25 protein-coding genes and 3 tRNA genes are annotated in these 23,399 nt (G+C 51.4%); 18 read left to right on the top strand and 10 right to left on the bottom strand.

From position 1 onward, the window contains the following. Window positions 1-139 precede the first annotated feature (139 nt). Window positions 140-364, bottom strand: a complete 225-nt coding sequence (locus GEAM_RS11275; protein WP_034791456.1) for a DUF2594 family protein — start codon at window positions 362-364, stop codon at window positions 140-142. A 749-nt stretch (window positions 365-1,113) separates the two neighbouring features. Here GEAM_RS11275 and uvrY point away from each other — a divergent pair. The 6 genes from uvrY to GEAM_RS11240 all read left to right on the top strand — a co-directional run bounded on the left by uvrY (window position 1,114) and on the right by GEAM_RS11240 (window position 4,655). Beyond that, window positions 1,114-1,770 carry a UvrY/SirA/GacA family response regulator transcription factor gene (uvrY, locus tag GEAM_RS11265; protein ID WP_034791453.1) on the top strand — a complete coding sequence of 219 codons (657 nt, stop codon included), beginning with the start codon at window positions 1,114-1,116 and terminating at the stop codon, window positions 1,768-1,770. Further along, the gene (uvrC, locus tag GEAM_RS11260) at window positions 1,763-3,598 is read left to right on the top strand and encodes an excinuclease ABC subunit UvrC (RefSeq protein WP_034791451.1); all 1,836 of its coding nucleotides are present in this window, start codon (window positions 1,763-1,765) and stop codon (window positions 3,596-3,598) included. The genes uvrY and uvrC overlap by 8 nt, the downstream gene beginning before the upstream one ends. A gap of 56 nt (window positions 3,599-3,654) precedes the next feature. Further along, window positions 3,655-4,203 carry a CDP-diacylglycerol--glycerol-3-phosphate 3-phosphatidyltransferase gene (gene pgsA / locus GEAM_RS11255; RefSeq protein WP_034791449.1) on the top strand — a complete coding sequence of 183 codons (549 nt, stop codon included), beginning with the start codon at window positions 3,655-3,657 and terminating at the stop codon, window positions 4,201-4,203. A gap of 147 nt (window positions 4,204-4,350) precedes the next feature. Beyond that, window positions 4,351-4,426 (top strand) — tRNA-Gly (locus GEAM_RS11250). Window positions 4,427-4,484: 58 nt separating this feature from the next. Continuing rightward, window positions 4,485-4,558 (top strand) — tRNA-Cys (locus tag GEAM_RS11245). A gap of 11 nt (window positions 4,559-4,569) precedes the next feature. Further along, a tRNA-Leu gene (locus GEAM_RS11240) sits at window positions 4,570-4,655 on the top strand. Window positions 4,656-4,805: 150 nt separating this feature from the next. Here the strand turns inward: GEAM_RS11240 and GEAM_RS11235 are convergent. The 3 genes from GEAM_RS11235 to GEAM_RS11225 all read right to left on the bottom strand — a co-directional run bounded on the left by GEAM_RS11235 (window position 4,806) and on the right by GEAM_RS11225 (window position 7,140). Continuing rightward, on the bottom strand, window positions 4,806-4,985 hold the full coding sequence (locus GEAM_RS11235; RefSeq protein WP_034791447.1) for a YodC family protein: 180 nt from the start codon (window positions 4,983-4,985) through the stop codon (window positions 4,806-4,808). Window positions 4,986-5,148: 163 nt separating this feature from the next. Then, entirely contained in the window at window positions 5,149-6,651 is a 1,503-nt protein-coding gene (gene proP / locus GEAM_RS11230; RefSeq protein ID WP_034791446.1) for a glycine betaine/L-proline transporter ProP, read from the bottom strand. Window positions 6,652-6,873: 222 nt separating this feature from the next. Next, on the bottom strand, window positions 6,874-7,140 hold the full coding sequence (locus GEAM_RS11225) for a hypothetical protein (protein WP_034791444.1): 267 nt from the start codon (window positions 7,138-7,140) through the stop codon (window positions 6,874-6,876). A 296-nt stretch (window positions 7,141-7,436) separates the two neighbouring features. Here GEAM_RS11225 and GEAM_RS11220 point away from each other — a divergent pair, with 296 nt between their 5' ends. Beyond that, a complete protein-coding gene (locus GEAM_RS11220; protein WP_034791517.1) occupies window positions 7,437-8,081 on the top strand; it encodes a metallophosphoesterase in 645 nt (214 codons plus the stop codon). A 95-nt stretch (window positions 8,082-8,176) separates the two neighbouring features. Beyond that, the gene (gene deoR / locus GEAM_RS11215; RefSeq protein WP_034791442.1) at window positions 8,177-8,941 is read left to right on the top strand and encodes a DNA-binding transcriptional repressor DeoR; all 765 of its coding nucleotides are present in this window, start codon (window positions 8,177-8,179) and stop codon (window positions 8,939-8,941) included. Between the two features lie 5 nt (window positions 8,942-8,946). Here the strand turns inward: deoR and GEAM_RS11210 are convergent, their stop codons facing one another. After that, window positions 8,947-9,423 carry a GyrI-like domain-containing protein gene (locus tag GEAM_RS11210; protein ID WP_034791440.1) on the bottom strand — a complete coding sequence of 159 codons (477 nt, stop codon included), beginning with the start codon at window positions 9,421-9,423 and terminating at the stop codon, window positions 8,947-8,949. Window positions 9,424-9,594: 171 nt separating this feature from the next. On the opposite strand from GEAM_RS11210, the gene GEAM_RS11205 reads away from it, so the two are divergent. Beyond that, window positions 9,595-10,101: a YlaC family protein gene (locus GEAM_RS11205; RefSeq protein WP_034791439.1), complete on the top strand. Its 507-nt coding sequence runs from the start codon at window positions 9,595-9,597 to the stop codon at window positions 10,099-10,101. 228 nt (window positions 10,102-10,329) lie between these two features. Continuing rightward, window positions 10,330-10,593, top strand: a complete 264-nt coding sequence (locus GEAM_RS11200) for a hypothetical protein (protein ID WP_244956614.1) — start codon at window positions 10,330-10,332, stop codon at window positions 10,591-10,593. A 62-nt stretch (window positions 10,594-10,655) separates the two neighbouring features. On the opposite strand, the gene GEAM_RS11195 is transcribed toward GEAM_RS11200, so the two are convergent. After that, a complete protein-coding gene (locus tag GEAM_RS11195) occupies window positions 10,656-10,868 on the bottom strand; it encodes a YccJ family protein (RefSeq protein ID WP_034791438.1) in 213 nt (70 codons plus the stop codon). A gap of 228 nt (window positions 10,869-11,096) precedes the next feature. On the opposite strand from GEAM_RS11195, the gene GEAM_RS23530 reads away from it, so the two are divergent. The 3 genes from GEAM_RS23530 (at window position 11,097) to GEAM_RS11185 (ending at window position 12,456) form a co-directional block, all read left to right on the top strand. Beyond that, the gene (locus GEAM_RS23530) at window positions 11,097-11,228 is read left to right on the top strand and encodes a hypothetical protein (protein WP_256594519.1); all 132 of its coding nucleotides are present in this window, start codon (window positions 11,097-11,099) and stop codon (window positions 11,226-11,228) included. Window positions 11,229-11,488: 260 nt separating this feature from the next. Then, window positions 11,489-11,836 (top strand): DUF2502 domain-containing protein, encoded by a 348-nt coding sequence (locus tag GEAM_RS11190; protein ID WP_072009889.1) that lies wholly within the window; start codon window positions 11,489-11,491, stop codon window positions 11,834-11,836. A gap of 362 nt (window positions 11,837-12,198) precedes the next feature. Further along, on the top strand, window positions 12,199-12,456 hold the full coding sequence (locus GEAM_RS11185) for a hypothetical protein (RefSeq protein WP_034791436.1): 258 nt from the start codon (window positions 12,199-12,201) through the stop codon (window positions 12,454-12,456). Between the two features lie 65 nt (window positions 12,457-12,521). Here GEAM_RS11185 and GEAM_RS11180 read toward each other — a convergent pair whose 3' ends face one another. Further along, a complete protein-coding gene (locus tag GEAM_RS11180) occupies window positions 12,522-12,974 on the bottom strand; it encodes a universal stress protein (protein WP_034791435.1) in 453 nt (150 codons plus the stop codon). 39 nt (window positions 12,975-13,013) lie between these two features. Then, a complete protein-coding gene (locus tag GEAM_RS11175) occupies window positions 13,014-13,778 on the bottom strand; it encodes an IclR family transcriptional regulator (protein ID WP_034791434.1) in 765 nt (254 codons plus the stop codon). Window positions 13,779-14,064: 286 nt separating this feature from the next. On the opposite strand from GEAM_RS11175, the gene GEAM_RS11170 reads away from it, so the two are divergent. Continuing rightward, the gene (locus GEAM_RS11170; protein ID WP_051899479.1) at window positions 14,065-15,687 is read left to right on the top strand and encodes an MFS transporter; all 1,623 of its coding nucleotides are present in this window, start codon (window positions 14,065-14,067) and stop codon (window positions 15,685-15,687) included. Window positions 15,688-15,746: 59 nt separating this feature from the next. Beyond that, window positions 15,747-16,784 (top strand): HlyD family secretion protein, encoded by a 1,038-nt coding sequence (locus GEAM_RS11165; protein ID WP_034791431.1) that lies wholly within the window; start codon window positions 15,747-15,749, stop codon window positions 16,782-16,784. A 93-nt stretch (window positions 16,785-16,877) separates the two neighbouring features. Here GEAM_RS11165 and mdoC read toward each other — a convergent pair whose 3' ends face one another. Then, a complete protein-coding gene (gene mdoC / locus GEAM_RS11160) occupies window positions 16,878-18,062 on the bottom strand; it encodes a glucans biosynthesis protein MdoC (protein ID WP_034791428.1) in 1,185 nt (394 codons plus the stop codon). Window positions 18,063-18,394: 332 nt separating this feature from the next. Between mdoC and GEAM_RS11155 the strand changes: the two genes are divergently transcribed. From GEAM_RS11155 to GEAM_RS11145, 3 genes are all read left to right on the top strand, one after another. Then, on the top strand, window positions 18,395-19,930 hold the full coding sequence (locus GEAM_RS11155) for a glucan biosynthesis protein G (protein WP_034791514.1): 1,536 nt from the start codon (window positions 18,395-18,397) through the stop codon (window positions 19,928-19,930). Further along, on the top strand, window positions 19,923-22,508 hold the full coding sequence (gene mdoH / locus GEAM_RS11150) for a glucans biosynthesis glucosyltransferase MdoH (protein WP_034791426.1): 2,586 nt from the start codon (window positions 19,923-19,925) through the stop codon (window positions 22,506-22,508). Before GEAM_RS11155 ends, mdoH begins: the two co-directional genes overlap by 8 nt. A gap of 136 nt (window positions 22,509-22,644) precedes the next feature. After that, on the top strand, window positions 22,645-22,875 hold the full coding sequence (locus GEAM_RS11145; protein ID WP_034791424.1) for a YceK/YidQ family lipoprotein: 231 nt from the start codon (window positions 22,645-22,647) through the stop codon (window positions 22,873-22,875). A 15-nt stretch (window positions 22,876-22,890) separates the two neighbouring features. Here GEAM_RS11145 and GEAM_RS11140 read toward each other — a convergent pair whose 3' ends face one another. After that, the gene (locus tag GEAM_RS11140; RefSeq protein ID WP_034791422.1) at window positions 22,891-23,298 is read right to left on the bottom strand and encodes a MysB family protein; all 408 of its coding nucleotides are present in this window, start codon (window positions 23,296-23,298) and stop codon (window positions 22,891-22,893) included. Window positions 23,299-23,399 lie beyond the last annotated feature (101 nt).

Genomic DNA, 23,399 nt, shown 5'->3' with positions numbered 1-23,399 from the left:
GACATCTCTCGGGAGAAACGGTCTGGTAGAGAAAGTGGAAGTTAGATTTTAGCAGAAAGCGGGGGGAAGGGCGGGAGGGAAGTGGAGTGCGCGCCGCAAAGGCTAAGGCCCGCAGGGCTGCGGGCCTGAAAGTTACGGCTTACTGACGGTAAGCGAACTTAATCTGTTGCAGGGAATTTCTGAAGATCTCAGCCTGCTTTTCATCTTCCATTTGAGCGGCGAATCTTTCCATGTTCAGCATCACTTTGCCCGCGTCAGCCTGACCAATCGCTTTAAGGATCAGCGTTAAAGTGGCTTTTAAACAGGCAACTTCCGTGGCCAGAGTTTCGACGTTGGCTTCAGTGGTAAAATCACATTGACTCATTTAGGCTCCAAAGCTGTTTTCCAGCTCAATCAGATAAAGACATTTCAGACAGTTTTCAGCAGCCTGAAAGAAAGTGCATGCATTCTACCACATTCATTCTTGGCTGGTTACGGGCGTGTTTTAGGGATGAAAGCCGAAACGGCCGGGCACGCGTGGATGAGAGAGCTAAACAGACTAAACATGATATTGAGATTGAGTATTTTTCAAGGCAAAGCGGATTTTTATTCATTGGGTATTCATAAGAATTTACTAAGGAATAAAATAATAAATCTTCATATGATAGATATAGAAGCTGTAAGCGGCGTCGGTTAATTGAGCATTAATTTTTTGCAGGCTTAGATAAGCTATTGGCGGCAGGTTTATGTTTTACAGCTTAATGTTTAAATGCCGATGATGAATTTTTTGTTGTTGATTATTATGCGTTTTTTATGGAAATGTTGCTGGCGCTGATGGCATCTTGCTTTTACATGCTATCTCGCATTTTTTTACAGACATTCCGTGGTCAAGTGCAGGCCTATGGAGTAAAATGTCGCTGTTAATTAAATTAGCATACATATCTGAGGTTTTATTTATATCCGCTGTCAATGTCTGACAGCCAGGTCAGCAGCTCCATATTAGACCTGTTAATGCTGCACTCTCTTGGTTTACAAGCTGTCCAAAGTTCTTTATTCACGTGCATAACGTAATATCGCCTGCCGACAAGCCATGAAACATGACTGTGTGTCGCCTTTATTTTTGGAGAATTCTCTTTGATTAGCGTTCTTCTTGTTGATGACCACGAATTGGTGCGCGCAGGGATCCGACGCATTCTGGAAGACATCAAAGGCATCAAAGTTGTGGGTGAAGCCCAGTGTGGCGAGGACGCCGTGAAATGGTGTCGCAGCAATGATGTTGATATTGTTTTGATGGATATGAATATGCCGGGGATCGGCGGGTTGGAAGCGACCAAAAAAATCGTCCGCTTTTCCCCAGATATCAAGATAATCATGTTGACTATCTATACTGAGAATCCACTGCCAGCCAAAGTGATGCAGGCGGGGGCTTCTGGGTATCTGAGCAAAGGTGCTGCGCCACAGGAAGTGGTGAATGCGATTCGCTTAGTCGATTCAGGTCAGCGTTACATCGCCTCTGATATCGCCCAGCAGATGGCTCTTAGCCAAATTGAACCTCAGTCAGAAACGCCGTTCGATAGCCTTTCCGAGCGTGAGTTACAGATTATGCTAATGATCACCAAGGGACAGAAGGTGAATGAGATTTCGGAACAACTTAGCTTGAGTCCGAAGACCGTTAACAGTTATCGTTATCGGATGTTTAGTAAATTGAATATCAGTGGTGATGTTGAATTGACCCACCTTGCTATCCGGCACGGTTTGTTTAACGCGGAGACTTTGTCTGGCAGTGAGTGATGAGCGATTCGACCCAAAAGCCTTTCTAAAAACGGTCACCAGCCAACCGGGCGTCTACAGGATGTACGACGCCAGCGGCACCGTTATTTATGTCGGCAAAGCAAAAGACCTGAAAAAACGTCTTTCCAGCTACTTCCGCGTCCAAGTTTCCAGTCGTAAGACCGAAACTCTGGTCAAAAACATCGCCCAAATCGATGTCACCGTTACCCACACCGAAACCGAAGCGCTGCTGCTCGAGCACAACTACATCAAGCTCTATCAGCCACGCTACAACGTGCTGCTGCGCGATGATAAATCTTATCCGCTGATTTTCTTAAGTGCTGATAATCACCCGCGCATCTCCATTCATCGCGGAGCCAAGCACGCCAAAGGTGAGTATTTCGGCCCTTTCCCTAACTCTTACGCCGTGCGCGAGTCTCTGGCTCTGCTGCAAAAACTTTTCCCGATCCGCCAATGTGAAAACAGTGTTTATCGCAACCGTTCGCGCCCCTGTTTGCAATATCAAATTGGCCGCTGCCTTGGCCCTTGCGTCAAAGGTTTGGTCAGCGAAGAGGAGTACAAAGCGCAGGTCGAGTATGTGCGTCTGTTCTTGGCGGGCAAAGATCAGCAAGTGTTAACCCAGCTGATTGGCCGGATGGAAGAGGCCAGCAAGGCACTGCATTTTGAAGAAGCGGGGCGTATTCGCGACCAGATCCAGGCCGTGCGCCGCGTCACCGAACGGCAGTTTGTCTCCGGCAATAGCGAAGATTTGGATGTCATCGGCGTCTCTTTCGAGTCCGGCATGGCCTGTCTGCACGTGCTGTTTATTCGCCAAGGCAAAGTGCTGGGCAGCCGCAGCTACTACCCGAAAGTGCCGGGCGGCACCGATTTAGCCGAAGTGGTGCAGACCTTTGTCGGCCAGTTCTACTTGCAAGGCAGCCAGTCGCGCACTCTGCCGGGCGAGATCCTGCTCGACTTCAATCTGCCGGAAAAAGATTTATTGGCCGAGTCGCTCAGCGAACTCGCGGGCCGCAAGGTGCAAATTCAGAGCAAACCGCGCGGCGATCGTGCGCGTTATCTGAAGCTGGCGCGTACCAACGCCTCGACCGCGCTCACCACTAAGTTGGCGCAACAGTCGACCATCCATCAGCGCATGGCTGAATTGGCTAAAACGCTGCATCTGTCGGAAATTAACCGTATGGAATGCTTCGATATCAGCCATACTATGGGCGAGCAGACCGTGGCCTCTTGCGTGGTATTCGATGCCAACGGTCCATTACGTTCTGAATATCGTCGCTATAACATCACTGGTATCACGCCGGGCGATGATTACGCGGCGATGGCGCAGGTGCTGAGCCGTCGTTATGGCAAATCGCTCGAAGAGAAAAAAATTCCTGACGTGATCTTTATCGATGGCGGTAAAGGCCAGCTGGGCATGGCAAAAGACGTTTTTGCTTCCCTCGACGTGGACTGGGATAAATCCAAGCCGCTGCTGATTGGTATCGCCAAAGGCGCTGACCGTAAAGCGGGCTTAGAGACGCTGTTCTTTGTGCCAGAAGGCGAGGGGATTTCGCTGCCTTCAGACTCACCGGCGCTGCACCTTATTCAGCATATTCGTGATGATTCACATAATCATGCAATCACCGGCCACCGGCAGAAACGGGCTAAAGTCCGCAATACCAGTGCGTTAGAAGAGATAGAAGGCGTCGGCCCGAAACGTCGGCAAGTATTACTGAAATACATGGGGGGCATTCAGCCATTGTTGAATGCCAGTATTGAGGAAATTGCACAGGTGCCGGGTATTTCTCACGCATTGGCAGAAAAGATCCATAATGCGTTGAAACCCTAAGAGCGATGTAGCAACATACTCATAATAACCACACAAGACAGACAGTTACCTACGCCATGCAATTTAATATACCGACGTGCCTCACCCTGTTTCGCGTTGTACTTATCCCGTTTTTCGTGCTGGCGTTCTATTTGCCTTATGTCTGGGCACCTATGGCCTGCGCGCTGATTTTCGTTTTTGCGGCAATCACCGACTGGTTTGATGGCTATCTGGCTCGCCGCTGGAAGCAGACCACTCGCTTTGGCGCATTCCTCGACCCGGTGGCAGATAAAGTCATGGTGGCGATGGCGCTGGTGCTGGTGGCCGAATACTTCCACGCCTGGTGGATAACCCTGCCTGCGGCAACCATGATTGCTCGTGAGATCATCATTTCGGCCCTGCGCGAGTGGATGGCTGAGATTGGTAAACGCAGCAGCGTGGCGGTTTCTTGGATTGGCAAAGTGAAAACTACTGCGCAGATGTTATCGCTGGTGGCGCTGCTTTGGCGTCCTGATGCCATCGTTGTTTGGGTTGGCGTCGGTGCTTTATACATTGCCGCGGTGCTGACTTTCTGGTCAATGTTCCAATATTTGAACGCTGCGCGTCACGATTTGCTGGAACCCTGATCAAACTGAGTTAAAAACCGTCAAACGATCGTTATGTGTGGATAATTTTATTGACTCACTGCGTCAGGTAAGTAGAATGCATCGCATCAGACGGCAGCCAAGCGCAAGCCTGAAGATAGTTAAAAAAATCAGCAAGTTCTGATTATTGCGGGAATAGCTCAGTTGGTAGAGCACGACCTTGCCAAGGTCGGGGTCGCGAGTTCGAGTCTCGTTTCCCGCTCCAAATTTATTAAACAGGTTCTGATATCTGTTTAAGTGCAAGATTAGTAGTAAGAATTAAAGGCGCGTTAACAAAGCGGTTATGTAGCGGATTGCAAATCCGTCTAGTCCGGTTCGACTCCGGAACGCGCCTCCAATTTTCCCGGAGCCCGGGTGGTGGAATCGGTAGACACAAGGGATTTAAAATCCCTCGGCCTTAGGCTGTACGAGTTCAAGTCTCGTCCCGGGTACCATGGGAAAATTAGCTGAATAATCAAAAGCAATATGTAGTAATGTCGTTATAGCCACCTTCGGGTGGTTTTTTTATGTCTAAAATTCGCCTCATAATCTGCAAATAACGCATTGAATCGAGAGCTGACTCAATGCGCTTCATCTATTAGTCTTCAGCAAACGCCAAAATCACCGTCTTCGTGGTACAGATTGACGGAATCAGCCGGAACGCTGATCTCTTTCTTGTCGCTGTCGTCGGCGCGCACGCACAGCAGCGTATTCCCCTCTACTGCGGTCACGATCATCTTTGGACCGCCGGTCTTTGATTGTACGACGTCTTGTGGCTTAAACATGGTGACTCCTTGGTTTTTTAACTGTTCGCAATCTCAGAATTTATCATAGGGTAATCCGCGCGTTACGGCACTGAATCTTTGATGGGGGAAGGGGAGCGGGCATGAAAAAGCCGGGCAGTTTGCACTGACCGGCTTGGTGTTATCACGCAACTCGCAGCTGGGATTAGTTAATCTCAGGGTGCTGGGCGATCAGATTTTTACGCTTGGTTTCCAGTTCAGCAATTTGAGCGTCAATGTCTTCGATTTTCTGCTCAATGTTGTCGTGGTGTTCTTGCAGGATCTCTTTAGCTTCCGCCGGGTCAGACGCCGCAGGCGTAGCCCCTTTCAGTGGGCGGTTAGCCGTTTCCTTCATGAACACGCCGGTAACCAGACCAATCACCGACACCGTCATCAGGTAGTACGCTGGCATGTAGAGGTTCTGAGTGGATTCTACCAGCCATGCTGCGAAGGTTGGGGTGATACCCGCCACCATGATGGAAATGTTGAAGGCGATAGCCAGTGCGCTGTAGCGGATGTTAGTTGGGAACATCGCTGGCAGCGTCGAGGCCATTACGCCGATGAAGCAGTTCAACAGCACCGCCAACAGCAGCAAGCCGCAGAAAATCAGACCAATCACGCCGCTGTTAATCAGCACGAAGCTTGGGATAGCCAGAATGAACAGACCAATACTGCCGGTGATGATAAACGGCTTACGGCCGATTTTATCACTCAACATACCGATGAACGGCTGCACAAACAGCATACCGACCATGATGGCGATGATGATCAGCACCCCGTGGTCTTCAGAGTAGTGCAGGCTGTGCGACAGATAGCTTGGCATGTAGGTCAGCAGCATGTAGTAAGTAACGTTGGTGGTGATCACAATACCTACGCAGACAATCAGGCTTTTCCACTGCTTGGTGAAGATTTCACGGAAAGAGACTTTTGGCGGCTCGGCGATGCTGTGACGCGAGTCGTTATCAATCTTATCGACATGCTGCTGGAAGGTTGGGGTCTCTTCCAATGCGTGACGCAGGTAGATACCAATCAGGCCCAGCGGTGCGGCGATGAAGAACGGAATACGCCAGCCCCAGTCGAGGAAGTTCTGCTCGCCGACGATGCTGGAAATCAGGATAACGACACCTGCACCCAGTACGAAACCGGCGATGGAGCCGAAGTCCAGCCAGCTACCGAGGAAGCCGCGCTTTCTGTCTGGAGAGTATTCGGCAACAAAGATGGCCGCGCCGGTGTATTCACCACCGACCGAGAAGCCCTGTGCCAGTTTTGCTAACAGCAGCAAGATGGGCGCCCAGATGCCGATAGTGGCGTAGCCCGGTATCAAGCCGATACAGAAGGTACTGACCGACATGATGATAATGGTGATCGACAGGACTTTTTGGCGACCAAACTTATCACCTAAAGCACCAAAGAACAGTCCACCAAGAGGTCTAACAAGGAAAGGAACGGAGAACGTGGCCAATGCCGCGATCATCTGAATACCGGGATCTGCACCTGGGAAGAAGACCTGTCCTAACGCGAAAGCAACAAAGCCATAAACACCGAAATCGAACCATTCCATTGCGTTACCCAACGCAGCGGCGGTGATGGCTTTCTTCAACTTAGTATCATCAATGATTGTAATGTCATTGATTTGCATAGGTTTTACGCGTTTTTTTCTTAATCTCATTTATTACGTCCTTTGTTCAAATAAATCCACGGTGCAAAGCGTGAGATATTTAGCAGCTAAATACTTTTTAGATTTTTCAAATCATTATAGGACGCTTTTGTAAGCTTGTGCAAAGAGCGACTATTTTGTGAACAGTCACAGCACAAAATGAATTTGAGTTAAGTATTGCAAATGACGGGGAGGGGAAGAGGGTCAAAACAGCCCCGAGGGGCGTTTTTAGGGCTAAATTTCACCCGATGTATCGGTGTTGCTCAGTGCTCTGATGGACAAGGGCAGATGGTAGTTAGGCTGGCTAGTAAAGAAAGCCTGTAAAGCTACGCGTTTCTTACGGTCTATCGAGATCTCTTCCATGGTTTTGCGGAAAATACTGTAGCGGCCACAAGAGGTGCAGGTCACGGTAACGATTTTCGCCGACAGATTAACCGACGTCTTATTGGTGCTTTGGCACAAAGGGCACTCATCACGAGTGTTTGCTTCTGTGGAACTCATAAAACCTCCGGTTTTACTCCGAGCGGGCCATAGTATAGCGCGAAAAGGCGTCAATTACTTCAGGGTAATTTTTTTATTAGTGGATTTTCAGCGCGACAACGTGTAGGGAGATTCTGGGTTTCGCCCGCATCCCTTGATACAGCGCAGCTTGGCAGACTGGAGCGCGAGTAAAAAAGTCGTATAAGAGGCGTGAAAATATTTCGTAGCTGTCGGCTATTCATCACTTATATGCCGATCAGTTACACTCAAGTATTACCAACATTGATGGATTAGCCGTGAAGATTATGACCCCGATTATTTATCAACGCATTGAAGGTGCCGAGTATCGCCACATTTATGTGGTTGGCGATCTGCATGGCTGTCTCTCAATGTTAGAAGATCAGCTTGCGCGCGTGCGTTTTGACGCGGCCAGCGATCTGCTGCTTTCCGTCGGGGATCTGGTCGATCGCGGGCCTGACATCATGGGCTGCCTGAAGCTGATTGAAGAGCCGTGGTTCGCCTGCGTGCGTGGCAATCACGAGCAAATGGCGATAGATGCTTTGTATGAAACCAATATAGAGCGCTGGCTGAGAAACGGCGGCGAGTGGTTCTATGCTCTGGAAGGTGCGGAGGAGCAGGAGGCCCGGCGTCTTATCAAGCTGGCCGATGAGCTGCCACACGTGATTGAAGTCAACACTGAGTCAGGCAACGTGGTGGTGGCTCACGCGGATTACCTCTCCGATCGCTATGAGTTTGGCAAGCCGATGGATGGCTACGAAGTTATTTGGAATCGCGATCGCATAAACTATGCCCTTGCCGGGCGTTTTACCGAAATTACCGGCGCCAAGGCGTTCTATTTTGGCCACACGCCAGTAGAACACCCGATGGTCTACGCCAATCAGCACTATATCGACACCGGCGCGGTGTTTGGCGGTTACCTCACGCTACAGCAGATCCAGTAATACTGCGGCGTTGTGGAGGCAGTGGTTTGCCGTGACCACGGCGCGGCGGTATAGTGGCAGCCAGCCTGAGCAGGGGAAAAAACAAAAATAACATCATGGAAAATAAGCGCGAAGACCGGATCCACCGCCTGTTGCTGGCGTTAAAAAAAGCCGACAAAATTCATCTCAAAGACGCCGCCCAGCTGCTGGACGTGTCAGAAATGACCATCCGCCGCGACCTAAACTCCGCGCCTGCGCCAGTCATCCTGCTGGGGGGCTATATCGTCGTCGACCCCAAGAACAGCTCGGCCACTCACTACTTCGTCAGCGAACAGAAAATGCGTCAGGTTGAGGAGAAGCGTCGCCTTGGCGCACTGGCCGCCGCCTTTGTTGAGGATGACGACACGGTGTTTTTTGATTGCGGCACCACTACGCCCTATATCATTGAAAGTATTCCCGAAGAGCGCGTTTTTACCGCCGTGTGTTACTCCCTCAACACCTTCTTAGCATTGCAGGAAAAGCCCCATTGCGAGGTGATTTTGTGCGGCGGGGTGTTTAAACCCAGCAACAGCATTTATACCCCGATTGGCCGTAGCAATGAGCTGGATTACATTCGGCCCAACAAAGCCTTTATCTCGGCGGCCGGGGTGAGTATTCAGCATGGCGTGAGCTGTTTTAATTTCGATGAATTGCTGATGAAGCACCAGGCGATGGAAAGGTCAGAGCAGAATATCTTGGTGGCGGACAGCAGTAAGTTTGATCGGGTGCGACCTGCGGCGATCGCACCTTTGGCTCGCTTCAATATGCTAATTACCGATGCGCTACCTTCGCAGGCTTTCATCGATTTCTGCCTTGACGCGGACGTGGAGCTGGTGGTGTAGGGCTATCAGCGAATGGTCGGGATCTTCTCGACATGCTGGTAAAATACCACCTCCCAAATCCCGTTGGCCGTGCCGTCACTTAAGTAGTGTTCAAAACAGGCTTTACCATCGGCGCGGTAGCCGCTCTCAGCAATGTGGTGGTAATAGAAGTCCTGCCACGCTTTGGCAAAATTGCCGTCGACAATGGTGGTGTGATAAGCCGCGTAGGTGCCCCCCGGCAGGGTTTGCAGGCAAAGCCCTTCGGCATCATCAAGAATAAAATTATCCGCCACGCAGACTGAAGGATCTGCGCGCAGTTTTTCTGCCGGCGTGGTTTCTGGATCGTCATGGAACAGGGTTAACCACTCAAGATGTTTCTGATGGTGGCGCTGCGACCAGTCCATCAAGTGGCGAAATCCTTCCTTAATAGACTTTTCATACGGGCCAATAACCCGATAACTAACCAATTTTTTAGCCGGTCTTTCGACTATCATAAATGCCATGATTGACTCCTTGTGTTACATGCCAGTGAGTTGAGTCCTTTTTAGAAGAGGGTTGAGGTATAACAGTTTCAACCGGAACAGAAGGTAACTGCTCTACGTGCTATAACAGTGACCATGATAAAATCGGGTCATCAGATTGCATTATAGTCGTACCTGTCGTGAGGTTATGAGATGGACGTGATCAAAAGTGTATTAAACAGTGAAATCGAGCGGATCAATCGTCTGGAAGGGCGTGACGGTAAGCCGAGAATCAACAGCGAGTTCTTCGTCAATCATCCGTGGCTGTGCCTTGCCATGCTCGCCGGCTATATTCTGGTAGGCATCGTGATGTACGTGTCGCCTTACATGGGCCTCGGCTGGTTTATCGGATTCACCGCCTTTTTGCTGTTCATGTCGGCCATGCTGCTGATGGAAATCAAACCGACCTATCGCTACGAAGACATCGGCGTGCTGGACCTGCGCGTTTGCTATAACGGCGAATGGTACTTCAGCCGTGAGATCTCCGAAGACGCCGTGCAGCAGCTGTTGGCCTCAAACGAGGTAAGCACGCGGATCAAAAATCGTATTGAAGCTATCGTGCGCAACAAAGGGGCGATAGATTTCTACGATGTTTACGATCTGGCGCGTCAGGATAAGTTGCAGTTTGCTGGTTCTGCCACGGCGCAGGCGGCACATTAAATTTTTGCTGCGTCTGACCTCATCGCTGCGGTTCTGATAAGCTGAGTTTAACCTGTCTAAGATAATACCCATCGGGTAGTCAGACAGGTTTGCTCAGCTTTTTGCTTTGTGGCGCGCTGCTTTTTACGCCTAAATGACGTGTCGAAATGTGCCCTGATCGGCTGACCGGGGTGAGTTATGGCGAGATCACGGGTAGAATAAGCGGAGATCGACTATTAAGGGGGGCGTATGATGACGTTTATCAACAATGAATTTGAATATCGTAACTGGATCATCGAAGAAATTTTTCAGGTCAGTGCGGTGGGCGAAGCCTCTGAATTCGCTGATCAAGAGGTTGATGACTTTATCTTCGACGCGCGCCCAGTGTCTTACCCTTGTATCGCGGTGATGATCCAGACGCCTGGCCAGCCGGGCGTTTGCGAGCCTCGCTTCGTCTATAAGGAGCAGGTGTTCGAGTGGGCGCACCAGATGGGCTTCGGCTTCGACAGTTAAGCCACTGCTTGCAACCCTGAGCGCGACGGCTCAGGGTGATCTCTTAAGGCTATTAACGCCAATTAGACGTTTTTACGGTCAATCTTCTCTTCTCCCCAGAACAAGTGATCTTCCTTGGTTTTCGCGAAAGCGATAGGCAGGACTTCATCATTACCTTCTTCCCAAATCTTCTGTGCCAGCACTTCATCGTTGTCTGCCAGCTCGAAAATCGCTTCTGCAATCTCATGTGACGTTTCACGCGTATTGGCCCAAGCTTTGATATTAGATGTGGTCATTTGTCACTCCCGTGGTTTGCTCAAAGTAAAAATAGCTCTCCCTTTAACTATGGTTGGCGATAGCAGGGTAAGCAAACCTGATTGGCTATAAAACGCTCATCATGGTGTTTTTGTCGTCGCTAGACACTATATGTGGTGACAAAATGTGCCCGCGGGCTGAGAAAAAAGAGCGTGGTGCAGGGCCGTGGTTTATACTCAACGGGCTTTTGATAATTTAAGGTGAAGAGAATGAGCGACGATATTTTTGATTTTGACATTGATGCAGCATTAGAAAAAGCGGAAGAGAAAGCAGCCGAAAAGGCCTCTGCCGTGCCTGAAGTGGTTCAGGATGAAAGTGACTGCGAAGGCTGCAAGATTTAATCTCAGCCCAAAGCCGCAAAACATCTGCTTTACATATCAATAAAAGAACCGCTTCGGCGGTTTTTTTTATGGCTGAAATTTGCAGCAGAAACAGAAATATTCCTTGCGCGTTATAGCCTTGCGAAAAGGCTTTTTATGTCGGCTTTGATGCAAATGTAAGGAGTGTGTGAGGGCTAGGTAAATGGGATAAATTCCTATAGAACAGTAAGATAGCTGGCAGTAATTTGAACCTACCTGATGAGCAGGTCGTGAGGTTTCGAATGAAAAAAATAGTGTTAGTTCTCGCTGTCATGCTGAGTTTACCGGCTCTTGCCCATGCCAACGTTGAGATAGGCATAAATGTACCAGGCGTCTCTTTGCATATTGGCGATCGCGATAACCGGGGCTATTACTGGGATGGCGGTGGCTGGCGTGACCCAGGCTGGTGGGGTCATCACTATCGCGACAATGGCTATGGTCACTGGGTCTATTACGAGCCAGCACCGCCACCGCCGCCGCACTACTGGTATCGCGAGCACTATTGGCGTGAGGGACCTCCTCCAGGCTACTGGCACCGTGGTCCACCTCCGGGTTATTGGCACGAAGGGCCGCCTCCGGGACGCTGGTAATCTTATCGGGTTGTAATGGTTTAAGAATTTGAGAACAGGGTTGGCGGTGGGGATGCTGAGGCATTTGTAACGTCAATTCTGTTCTTTTTCTTTGGGCAATTTAGATCTTTCTTGCAACATAATTGATATGTTTCCCTGCAAATAATTCACCCTACTTATTAATCAATGTGAGTGCATAATTCTTTGTTATATAAAGAATTTATTTTTGAATTTCGACGCAGATGTTGCTTGCTAGTTGGTCGCTATATTGTTAATTTTCTGTTGCACAGATCAGCAACGGATGGCTCGATTATTTCTCACCTGATGGTTTCCTCTGATGAAAGAGGCAGGCAGGTGAAATTCCCAACATTGAGAACATCCTCATGTTTATGATTAAAAACGATTTTGAATACCGTAACTGGATGATGAAAACCTATTTCCGCCTTGATGGCATACAGGGCGAAAGCCTGTTGACCGATGAAGAGCTGGAAGATTTCTTGTTTGAGAGCAAACCGGCAGGCTATCCGTGTCTGGCGATGATCACGCCTTCCAGCACTCAGCCATTAGAGAATGAAATTTCTTATATTTATCGCGAGCAGATAAGCCTGTGGGCCAGAGAAATGGGCGTGTTGAAGTGTTAAGTATGGATTAAGCTGTTGATTATCGGACTAAAGCGCTCATTGGAGCGCTTTTTTAGTTTTTGGCTTCAGGCTTCACTGCCGCGAACTTCGACCAGTACCGGGCAGGGTGCGTGGGCTATCACTTCGGCGCTCACCGAGCCAGTGAGCAACCGGCCAAACAGCGACTGGTGGCGACGGCCCATCAAGATAACTGAGGCGTTTTTATTCCGCGCTTCTTCCACCAAAGCCACTTCCGGCGTGCCGACAATAATATTACTCACCGCCTTGACCGAGCGCGCCCGCAGCTGTTCTAAGGTGCGATGAACTAATGCCTGCGCGCTGCCTTCTTCGTACTGGGCGGGGGCATAGTCGGCGGCCTGCGGGTCAGCCGTTAGCTGATTATTTAGCGCGTAAGCTTCATCAACGCAGCAGGTGACATACACGGTTGACGCCGTGCCTGCCGCCAGCGTGCAGGCCAATTCCACCACATACTCCGTTTGCTTCGAGCCATCAATGGCCAGCAAAATGGTGTCAAACATCCGCTTTCTCCTTCTTCTGGTGCTTTCCGATTTGCCTAATTATTTACCGATTTCACTGAGCAGCGCGGCTTTGCAATTCAACAGGGCGTCGCGCATTTCGGCTTCTTTGCTGCTAAAACGCGCGGTGGGCAAGATAACGGATACCGCGTAGCGGCCAAGGATGGTGTCGAGTGACACCGCCATGGTCGAGATGCCTTCCACGGTTTCGCCGGTTTCGGTTGAAACGCCGGTTTCCCGCACCCGCGCTACCTTGGCTAATAGGCTTTTAATGTCGCGCACGGTATTTTCGGTGGCGGGTTCAAAGGTGTCGCCAACCAGGCTATGAATTTCCTCATCGGTCTTCAACGCCAGCAGGGCGCGGCCTGCCGAGGTGCCGTAGATAGGCAAGTTCAGCCCGACGCGAGGCGACACGCGCAGCTCGCGCTCGGCAACCACGTTGTAAATATTGGCAATTTTGGTGCCGCTAGTACGGCTCAGCGCCACGGTTTCATTGATATCGTCGCTGAGCTGCTTGAGGTAAGGGGAGGCGATAGCAATCACGTCGGTATGGACGGTGGACACCAGCCGCAACAGCGTCGGGCCTAATCGCACTCCCGCCATGCCTTCCGAGCGCACTAGCCCTTCTTCGGCCAGCGCCGCCACGATGCGTTGCACCGTCGAGCGCGGGAGCTGAACCTCGTTGGCGATGGCGCCGAGGCTCATTCCCTGAGGATTCTTGCCTAAAGCGTTAAGGATTTTTGCCGCGCGCGAAATGACCTGAATACCGCCACTGCGCTCTTCATCGACCGAATGGTCATCACTCATAACTTGTCCTTTTCATCCATGGCTGGTTTTTGCCGTGCCGCGTTTTGCCAATGTAATGGCTGGACGCGGAGAAAACAACGTTAATCACATTGCAATACAGTGTCCCATATTATAGTATTTTCTCTGTATCACATTGCGATGCAGTGCATCATAAAAGTGCATCGCACCGACAAAATGCATTGTGATGAATAACTCTTTTCACCTGCCAACACTTATCTTCAGGACGGATTATTTTTCAGAAGTCTGAACCTCCTGATGCATTACATCGCGGAGTAAACGCGTAAACATGAGTCAGACGATGTTAATGAACGGGCCTGCGCCGGGCGTTTCGCCGCCACCTGCGCCTCCCGTTGCCCAACCTTTTACCCTGCGTCTGATCATTGGCATGGTCGGCGTGCTGATCGCGTCGCTATGTTCAGGCTTGAACGATCGCGTGACCGATATCGCGCTGGCGGACGTGCGCGGCGCGTTGAGCATCAGTAGCGATCAAGGCTCGTGGCTGATTGGTAGCTATCAGGCCGCCGAGGTCGCCGCCATGCTGATAGCCCCGTGGCTGGCGATGACCTTTTCCATTCGCCGTTTTGCGATGGCGACCACCGCGGGCTTCGTGCTGATCGCCGTGATCATTCCCTTTTCGCCAAATTTGCCGATTTTTATCGCCCTGCGAGTGATTCAGGGGGCCTTTGGTGGTGCTTTGCCGCCGCTACTGATGACCGTCGCGCTGCGCTTCTTGCCGCCGCACTTTAAATTGTATGGCCTGAGCGCCTATGCCCTGACGGCCACCTTTGGGCCGAACGTCGCCACGTCGCTGGCGGCGCTGTGGACCGACGCCGTGGGCTGGCAATTTGTCTTCTGGCAGATAATCCCGCCCTGCGTGCTGGGTATTTTCATGATTGGCTACGGGCTGCCGCAGGACCCATTGCGGTTGGAAAGATTCAAGCAAATTGACGCTGTTGGCATGCTCACCGGATGCAGCGGGCTGGCTTTGCTGGTGCTGACCCTGCAACAGGGTGAGCGGCTGGACTGGTTCAACTCTCCCTTGATAACTCTGATGTTTTTCTCGGCAGTGGTGCTGTTGACCCTGTTCGTGGCTAATGAGTGGTATCACCCGCTGCCGCTATTCAAACTGCAGATGCTGCGCCGCCACAACTTGTCTCACGGCCTGCTGACGCTGTTCGGCCTGATGCTGCTGTTTATGTCCGGCTCGGCTATTCCGTCAGGCTATATGGCGCAGGTTGAAGGGTTCCGCGCGGTGCAGTTTGGGCCTTTGGCGCTCAGCGTGGGTCTGCCCCAGCTGCTGCTGGCACCTCTTGTGGCCGCGGTGTTGAACATGCGCTGGATTGATAGCCGCTGGATTTTAGCCGCCGGGCTAACGCTGCTGGCCGTCTCCTGTTATTGGGGAAGCCATCTGACTTCCGACTGGTCGCGCGACAACTTCTACCTTATTCAGGCCATGCAGGCCTTTGGTCAGCCGATGGCGGTGATGCCGATCCTGATGGGGGCGACCAGCGTGGTGCAGCCAATGGAAGGGCCTTTTGCCTCGGCGATGTTCAACGTCACCCGTGGTATGGGCAGTATTTTCGCCGGCGCAATGATGGAAACTTTCCTCAGCCATCGCCAACAGCAGCATTCCAATATTTTACTCAATCACGTCGGCAGCAATAGCTACCTGCTGTCGCAGCCTTATGACGGTGCGGGCGGCCACTTAGCGCCGCTCAATCAAGACGGTTCGGCGATTTCTCCTGAGCTAATGCAGCAGTTTGCTGGGCAGGTGAGGCAGCAAACGCAGGTGCTGGCACTGTCGGACACCTATCTGGCTTTCATCGTCGTGGCCGCCATGCTGGGTTTGCTGACCTTTGTGGTCGCCAAGCGAACTTATCCGCCGCAGTCCGTGATGAAGCAGCCTTAACGCTCATGAAAATTTTAATCACCTGATTTATTAGAAAAATTAAGCGCGAGAAAAATAAAATGATCAACAAATCTTCAATTCGCCCCGTCTGGCTGCTGGCTATCGCCATTGTGGTGCTGGTGGTGGTTGCCGGGTTCTGGGTATTAAGTCGTCAAGGCGAGCCGGAAACCGATGACGCCTTTGTGTCGGCGGACTCCACGCTGGTCGCGCCGCGCATCTCCGGCACTATTTCGCAGGTGCTGGTGGCGGATAACCAGCAGGTAAAAGCCGGGCAGGTGCTGGCGGTGATTGACGACGGCGACTATCGCAACGCGGTGCTCAGTGCTCAGGCTAATCTGGAAACCGCCAGTGCCCAGTTGCTGAGTTTTACCGCCCAACTGGCCCAGCAGCAGCAAACCATCTTGCAAACCAAGGCACAGGTGAATGCGGATAACGCCAATCTGGTGTATGCCCGCCAAAGCGCCGAGCGCTACCAGCGTTTGCTGCAAAATGGCTCCGGCACGGCGGACCAGCGTGACCAGTCTGATGCCAATTACCGCGCCAAGGTTGCCCAGCAGCAGAGCGACGTGGCGGCTTCTCAGGCGGCGGAAAAGCAAATTGACGTGTTGAAGGCCGGGCAGGCGCAGGCTCAGGCGGCGATTGATTCGGCCAAAAGCCAGCTGGCGCAGGCCAAGTTGAATCTGAGCTATACCCAAATTAAAGCGCCGATTGACGGCACGGTCGGGCAGCGTTCAGTGCGGGTTGGCGGCTATGTCAGCGCCGGGACGCGGGTGCTGGCGGTGGTTCCGCTGCATCAGGCGTTTATTCTCGCCAACTATCTTGAGACGCAATTAGCCGACGTCACGCCCAACCAGACGGTTAATATCAAGGTGGATGCACTGCCGGGCGTGCTGTTTTCCGGCAAGGTTGATAGCATCTCGCCAGCCACCGGCGTGACTTTCTCGCCAATTGCGCCGGATAACGCCACCGGCAATTACACCAAAGTGGTGCAGCGAGTGGCGGTGAAAATAGTCTTGGATCAGGGCCAGAAGGATTTAGAGCGGCTTAAAGTCGGCATGTCAGCTGTCCCAACCATTAATACGGCGTCGACGCGCTAACCGGTTTTATCTTAAAGATTGCTCAGAAAAAGGCGGCGGTGAATTTTATTTCACTGCCGCCTTTTTTGTCGCTTCACTCAGCTAAACGCGCGATCACGAATGCTGTTTCTGCGGCGGGGTAGGGCCGCTGCCGCTCTTCTCATGCATGGTCTGTGGCTTGCCGGAGAACAAGAAGCGCAGGATCGGAATACGTTTGTGAACCTCATACAGCATAAAGGCGATGCCGAAGACAAACACCAGCCCCAGCAGGAAGCCAACCCAGTCGTTATTGATTTTTGGCGTGATAAAGGCGCCGTAAATCAGGGTCAGTGGGTGGTGAACCAGATAGATGAACAGAGAAGAGTTCACCAGATAGGTTATCCACGGCGACTGGAAGTTCAACACGTAGTGGCTGAAGGAGAACACCACGTTGACCATCAAAATGCCCAGCAGCGAGGTGATGATGGCATCAAGCTCCATCGAGTAAAGCTGCGGCGTGTTGACGTGCTGGTTGAACATGTAGGCCACGAACAGGAACAAACTGACCACGCCAGCCCATGCCGACGGCTTGATGAACAGCTCTTTTAGCCAGGTAAACTTGTAGGCAAACGCACCAATCACGAAAAATGGCAGGTAAAACAGCGTCTGCATCACGATAAAATTAAATGCGCCATTGGAGAGTAAATCCGGGGCGAAAATATAAATTGCGCGATTAAAAGCAGCGTAAATAAAACCAATAATTAAAAATATAATTGAGAGTTTTCCTAGGCTGTTCGTTTTATTCTTAATAGCGGAAATACGATTATTCTTAATTTGTTTAATCGATTTAAATAAGTAAAAGCAGATACTGGTCAGTATTACCAAGGTCAATAAGAACCACAAATGGGAGACCATTTCCCACACGGTGATATTGATTTTCTGGTACAGGCCCAGTTGGTCCCAGTTCGAGAACTTGTCAGTAAACTTCATCAGGAAGTAGAGCTGCGGCAGGGTGATCAGCGGGAAAGCCGCAGCCAGCGGGATGGCAACGCGCTCCAGACGGACCTTCAGCCACTTCTGCGAGTCATAGCGCTCGTAGAGCATGTAGGAGAAATAGCCGGAAATGACAAAGAACACCTGCATCCGGAAGGCGTGAATAAAGTCATTAAATATGGTCAATCCATCCGATGGCACAGCACTGTTTACTGCCCAGATATGGCTGGAGTAAATCAATGATATATGGAATGGAATGCCGAGCAGCATCAAATAGGCTCGGATTGAGTCCAAAAAGAACTCGCGCTGTTGAGTTTGTGGTTTCATTACGTATCCGTTGTATGAAGCTTATCCTGATTTTAGTGCTTAAATCGCGAACAGGTAATTAGAGACTGGTAAGAAAAAGTTTTCGATCCTTACATTAGCTTAATATTCGTTAAGGCAAGAACCTACTATGTTATCGGACAAGTTTCCATAGCCGGAGTTTCAACGAATTGATATCCTTGTGCTGTTGTGTGCTTAAACGGTTCATCAATGGGATGAACCATCAATCTCTCATGTTGTCGGAAACCTGACAGTTCAATTAAAATAGAATGAATGAGTTAAGCGCACGTAAAGGAGGGGATGTGCCGGGTAAAAATTTTTCCAAAGGGCCACGTATGACTAAAGTCCGTTTGCTGAGTGCCGCAGTGTTGATGTCCATGATTTCTTCATCTGCATGGGCTTTTTCTATTGATGATGTAGCTAAACAAGCAAAAGCGTTAGCTGACAAGGGCTATGAAGCTCCGAAAAGCAACCTGCCGTCTCAATTCCGTGATTTGAAATTTGCGGATTATCAACAAATTCAATTCAATCATGACAAAGCGTACTGGAAAAACCAGAACACGCCTTTCAAGCTTGAGTTCTATCATCAGGGGATGTACTTCGACACCCCGGTGAAAATCAATGAAGTGACGGCCGATACCGTCAAAGAGATTAAATACAATCCCGACTATTTCAATTTTGGCAACGTGAAGCATGATGCTGACACGGTCAAAAACCTCGGTTTTGCTGGTTTCAAAGTTCTCTATCCTATTAATAAAGCGGATAAAGACGATGAAATCATGAGCGTGCTGGGTGCGAGCTACTTCCGCGTTATTGGTAAAGGCCAGGTTTATGGCCTGTCTGCCCGCGGATTGGCTATCGACACCGCGCTGGCCTCTGGTGAAGAATTCCCTCGCTTCCGTGAGTTCTGGATTGAGCGCCCGAATCCAGATGAAAAGCACTTAGTTATTTATGCGTTGCTCGACTCTCCTCGTGCGACCGGTGCTTATCGCCTCGACGTTTACCCGGGTAAAGACGCCACTGTAGATGTGCAATCCAAAGTTTACCTGCGCGACAAAGTCGGCAAACTGGGTATTGCTCCGCTGACCAGCATGTACTTGTTTGGTGCTAACCAGCCTTCTCCAGTGATGAATTACCGTCCGGCACTGCACGACTCCAACGGTCTTTCTATTCAGGCTGGCAATGGTGAATGGATTTGGCGTCCGCTGAATAATCCAAAACACCTCTCTGTTAGTCAGTTCACCATGGAAAATCCCAAAGGCTTCGGTCTGCTGCAACGTGGTCGTGACTTCTCCAACTTCGAGGATTTAGACGATCGCTACGATCTGCGTCCAAGTGGCTGGGTAGAAACCAAAGGCGATTGGGGCAAAGGTAAAATCGAGCTGGTGGAAATTCCAACCGCTGATGAAACCAATGACAACATCGTGGCTTTCTGGACTCCAGACCAGTTGCCAGAAGTGGGTAAACCATTAGATCTGAACTACCGCCTGCACTTCAGCCGTGAAGAAGAGAAGTTACATTCTCCTAATCTGGCTTGGGTACAGCGCACCATGCGTTCAACCGGCGACGTCAAGCAGTCAAATCTGACGCGTGATGCAGACGGTAGCGTGGCGTTCTTGGTGGACTTCGTCGGCCCTAACTTGAAAGCGCTGAAAGATGACACCCCAGTCGCTTCGCAGGTGAGTGTCGGTGACAATGGTGATCTGGTAGAAAATAATGTCCGCTATAATCCAGTAACTAAAGGCTGGCGTTTAACGCTGCGCCTGAAAGTGAAAGATCCGAAGAAGCCAATCGAAATGCGCGCTTCTCTGGTTAATGGCGAGAAAACACTGAGTGAAACCTGGAGCTATCAGCTGCCTGCCAATGAATAAGTCAACGCATTCTACTCAAGATTACGTAAAGGCTTTGCCGCTCTCTGAAGAACAGAAAGCGGCGCTAATTCAGCAACTCCCTCAGTCCGAGGGAGAAGCCTTTGCGACCGTTCACCGCCAAATCGGCGGTGAATCAACGATGACTACTGACGTTTCCGACGCTGATGCTCCTCTGCTTTCAGTGAAGACACGTGTTGCAGGAAGCTGGCCAGATGCCATGGAAAACGGCAACTTGTCTGAAGTGGACAACGAAGGCCGCACCATTGTTAATGCCATGCCGCCGGTTAAGCGTTCAAGCATGTTCCCTGATGTGTGGCGTACCAACCCGGTAGGGCGTTTCTGGGATAGCCTGATGGGGCGCAGCACCGTTTCGCGCCGCGACGGCAAATCGGAAATGCCAGAGTCTGAAAAAAGATGGCGTCACGCCGGTTCTGTGCGTCGCTACATTTTGCTGGTGTTGATGCTGGTGCAAACCGCCATCGCCACCTGGTACATGAAAACCATCTTGCCATATCAAGGCTGGGCGCTTATCGACCCCGCAGATATGTTGAATCAAGACTGGCTTCAATCCGTCTTACAGTTGCTGCCTTATGTCTTACAGACCGGGATTCTGGTGCTGTTCGCCATCCTGTTCTGTTGGGTTTCGGCGGGCTTCTGGACCGCACTGATGGGCTTCTTACAGCTGCTCATCGGGCGTGACAAATACAGCATCACGGCCTCGACAACGGGCAATGAGCCGCTGAACCCGAACAACCGTACTGCGCTTATCATGCCGATTTGTAATGAAGACGTAGAACGCGTATTCGCGGGTTTACGTGCGACTTATGAGTCTGTGAAAGCCACCGGCGATCTCGACCAGTTCGACATTTATGTCCTGAGTGACAGTTATGACCCAGACATCTGCGTGGCCGAGCAAAAGGCGTGGATGGAAGTGTGTCGTGACGTCGACGGGCATGGCCGCATCTTCTATCGTCGCCGCCGCCGCCGTGTAAAACGTAAAAGCGGTAACATCGATGACTGGTGTCGTCGCTGGGGCGGGGAATATGCCTACATGGTTATTCTCGACGCCGACAGCGTGATGAGTGGCGAATGTCTGACGGGCCTTGCGCGTCTGATGGATGCCAACCCGAACGCCGGTATTATCCAGTCTGCGCCTAAGGCGTCGGGCATGGATACCCTGTATGCGCGCTGCCAGCAGTTTGCGACGCGCGTCTACGGCCCGCTGTTCACCGCCGGTCTGCATTTCTGGCAGTTGGGTGAGTCTCACTACTGGGGCCACAACGCCATTATCCGCGTGAAGCCGTTCATCGAGCACTGCGCCCTTGCGCCGCTGCCGGGTGAAGGTTCCTTCGCCGGTTCTATCATGTCCCATGACTTCGTCGAAGCCGCGTTAATGCGTCGTGCGGGGTGGGGCGTGTGGATTGCTTATGACCTGCCGGGAAGCTACGAAGAGTTGCCACCAAACCTGCTGGACGAGCTGAAACGCGACCGCCGCTGGTGTCACGGTAACCTGATGAACTTCCGCCTGTTCTTGGTTAAAGGCATGCACCCGGTTCACCGCGCCGTGTTCCTGACTGGCGTCATGTCCTACCTGTCTGCACCGCTGTGGTTTATGTTCCTGGCGCTCTCTACCGCGCTGCAAGTGGTGCATACGCTGATGGAGCCGCAATACTTCCTTCAGCCAAGGCAGCTTTTCCCAGTCTGGCCGCAGTGGCGTCCTGAGCTGGCGATAGCCCTGTTCTCCACCACGCTGGTGCTGCTGTTCTTACCTAAATTGCTCAGTATTGTGCTGATTTGGGCCAAGGGCGCGAAAGAGTATGGCGGTGGCATTCGTCTGTTCTTCTCCATGCTGCTCGAGATGCTGTTCTCCGTCTTGCTGGCCCCTGTGCGCATGCTGTTCCACACTGTCTTCGTGGTGAGCGCGTTCTTGGGTTGGGAAGTGGTGTGGAACTCTCCACAACGTGATGATGACGACACCCCTTGGGGCGAAGCCTTCAAGCGCCACGGATCGCAACTGCTGTTGGGTGCCGTGTGGGCTGGCGGGATGGCGTGGCTGGACCTGCGCTTCCTGTGGTGGTTGGCGCCAATCGTCTTCTCACTGATCCTGTCGCCGTTCGTTTCCGTGCTGTCGAGCCGTGCAACGCTGGGTATTAAGAGCAAGAAAGCTAAACTGTTCTTGATCCCGGAAGAGTACAACCCGCCGCGCGAATTGGTAGCGACTGACGAATACCTGATGCTGAACCGTTCTCGTTCACTGAAAAACGGTTTCATGCACGCGGTGTTTGACCCAAGCTTCAATGCGCTGGCAACGGCCATGGCGACCTCGCGTCACCTACTGCGCCCAAGCATCGAAAATGGCCGTCAGTACCGTCTGGAGCAGGCATTCAACACTGGGCCAAAAGCCTTGAGCAAAGCGGATCGTCTGGTCCTGCTGAGTGACCCAGTGATTATGGCGCGCCTGCACTCTGCGGTCTGGACTCAGCCTGATCAACACGCGTGGAGCGCTTACTATAGCGAGCTGCCGCGTAACGTTCAGGCTTTCCCTGAGACGCAGACGCTGGAAGCCAAACCGGCCTAAACGCCTTAAGCGAAAGCCGTGGTGAAGCACGACGGTGAGAGATAAAAGGCAGGATGCATCAGCATCCTGCCTTTTTTATGAGTGGTTTTTTATCCGTGATTTTTTACAAGTGGGGAAGGGTGTGACAAGACATTCAATGCTTCGCGCCGTCGCCCTCGGGGTGGTGGTGGCCAGCCTGACAGGCTGCGGCAGCATTATTAGCCGAACCGTTCCGGGGCAGGGGCATGGCAATCAATATTATCCGGGCGTGCAGTGGGACGTGCGCGACGGCCCGTGGCGCTATGTCACTATTATCGACGTTCCGCTGTCGATGATTGTCGACACCTTTATGCTGCCGATTGACGCCCGCCACGGGCCTTATGAGTGATGGGTTATTTCGGGCTTAGTCGATATCCTTGCCCGGATAATCATCTTCATCATCCCACTCGTCGGCCGCGGCTTCGCCTTCTTCGGTATCCAACGGCGGCTCGTACTGATACTCACCTTCGTCCCATTCGTAAAGCGTGCCTTCCTCCAGCCACTCTTCTTCCAATTCTTGCGCGTCGTAGTCGCCATCAAAAATAGCCTGAGCCGCCTCGCCACTGCGGAAATTGGTGCTCTCAACGGCCTCGCCGTCGCGGGTGAAGAACTCGGCTTCCCACATAATATCGCCATCCTGCATTACATACTTTTGCAGGTTGAACTGCTCAGGGATCGCCTCTTCGTCGCTATCGGCAGTGTCTTGCGCAGCCTCAAGAAACACTTCACGGGCGGCATCAACGGCTTCTTCTAAGGTTGCATACATGCTCATCTTTTTCTCCTGAGTTGCTTTAACGAGGGTTGTGGATAATGTTTAATGCGTTAGTTATTAGGCGCTAACGGCTAAGTTATAAAAGTTCTGTGTGTTGTTTT

The sequence above is a fragment of the Ewingella americana ATCC 33852 genome (genome assembly GCF_000735345.1).
Taxonomy (GTDB): Bacteria; Pseudomonadota; Gammaproteobacteria; order Enterobacterales; family Enterobacteriaceae; genus Ewingella; species Ewingella americana.
This window is presented reverse-complemented; position numbering and strand designations above follow the sequence as displayed.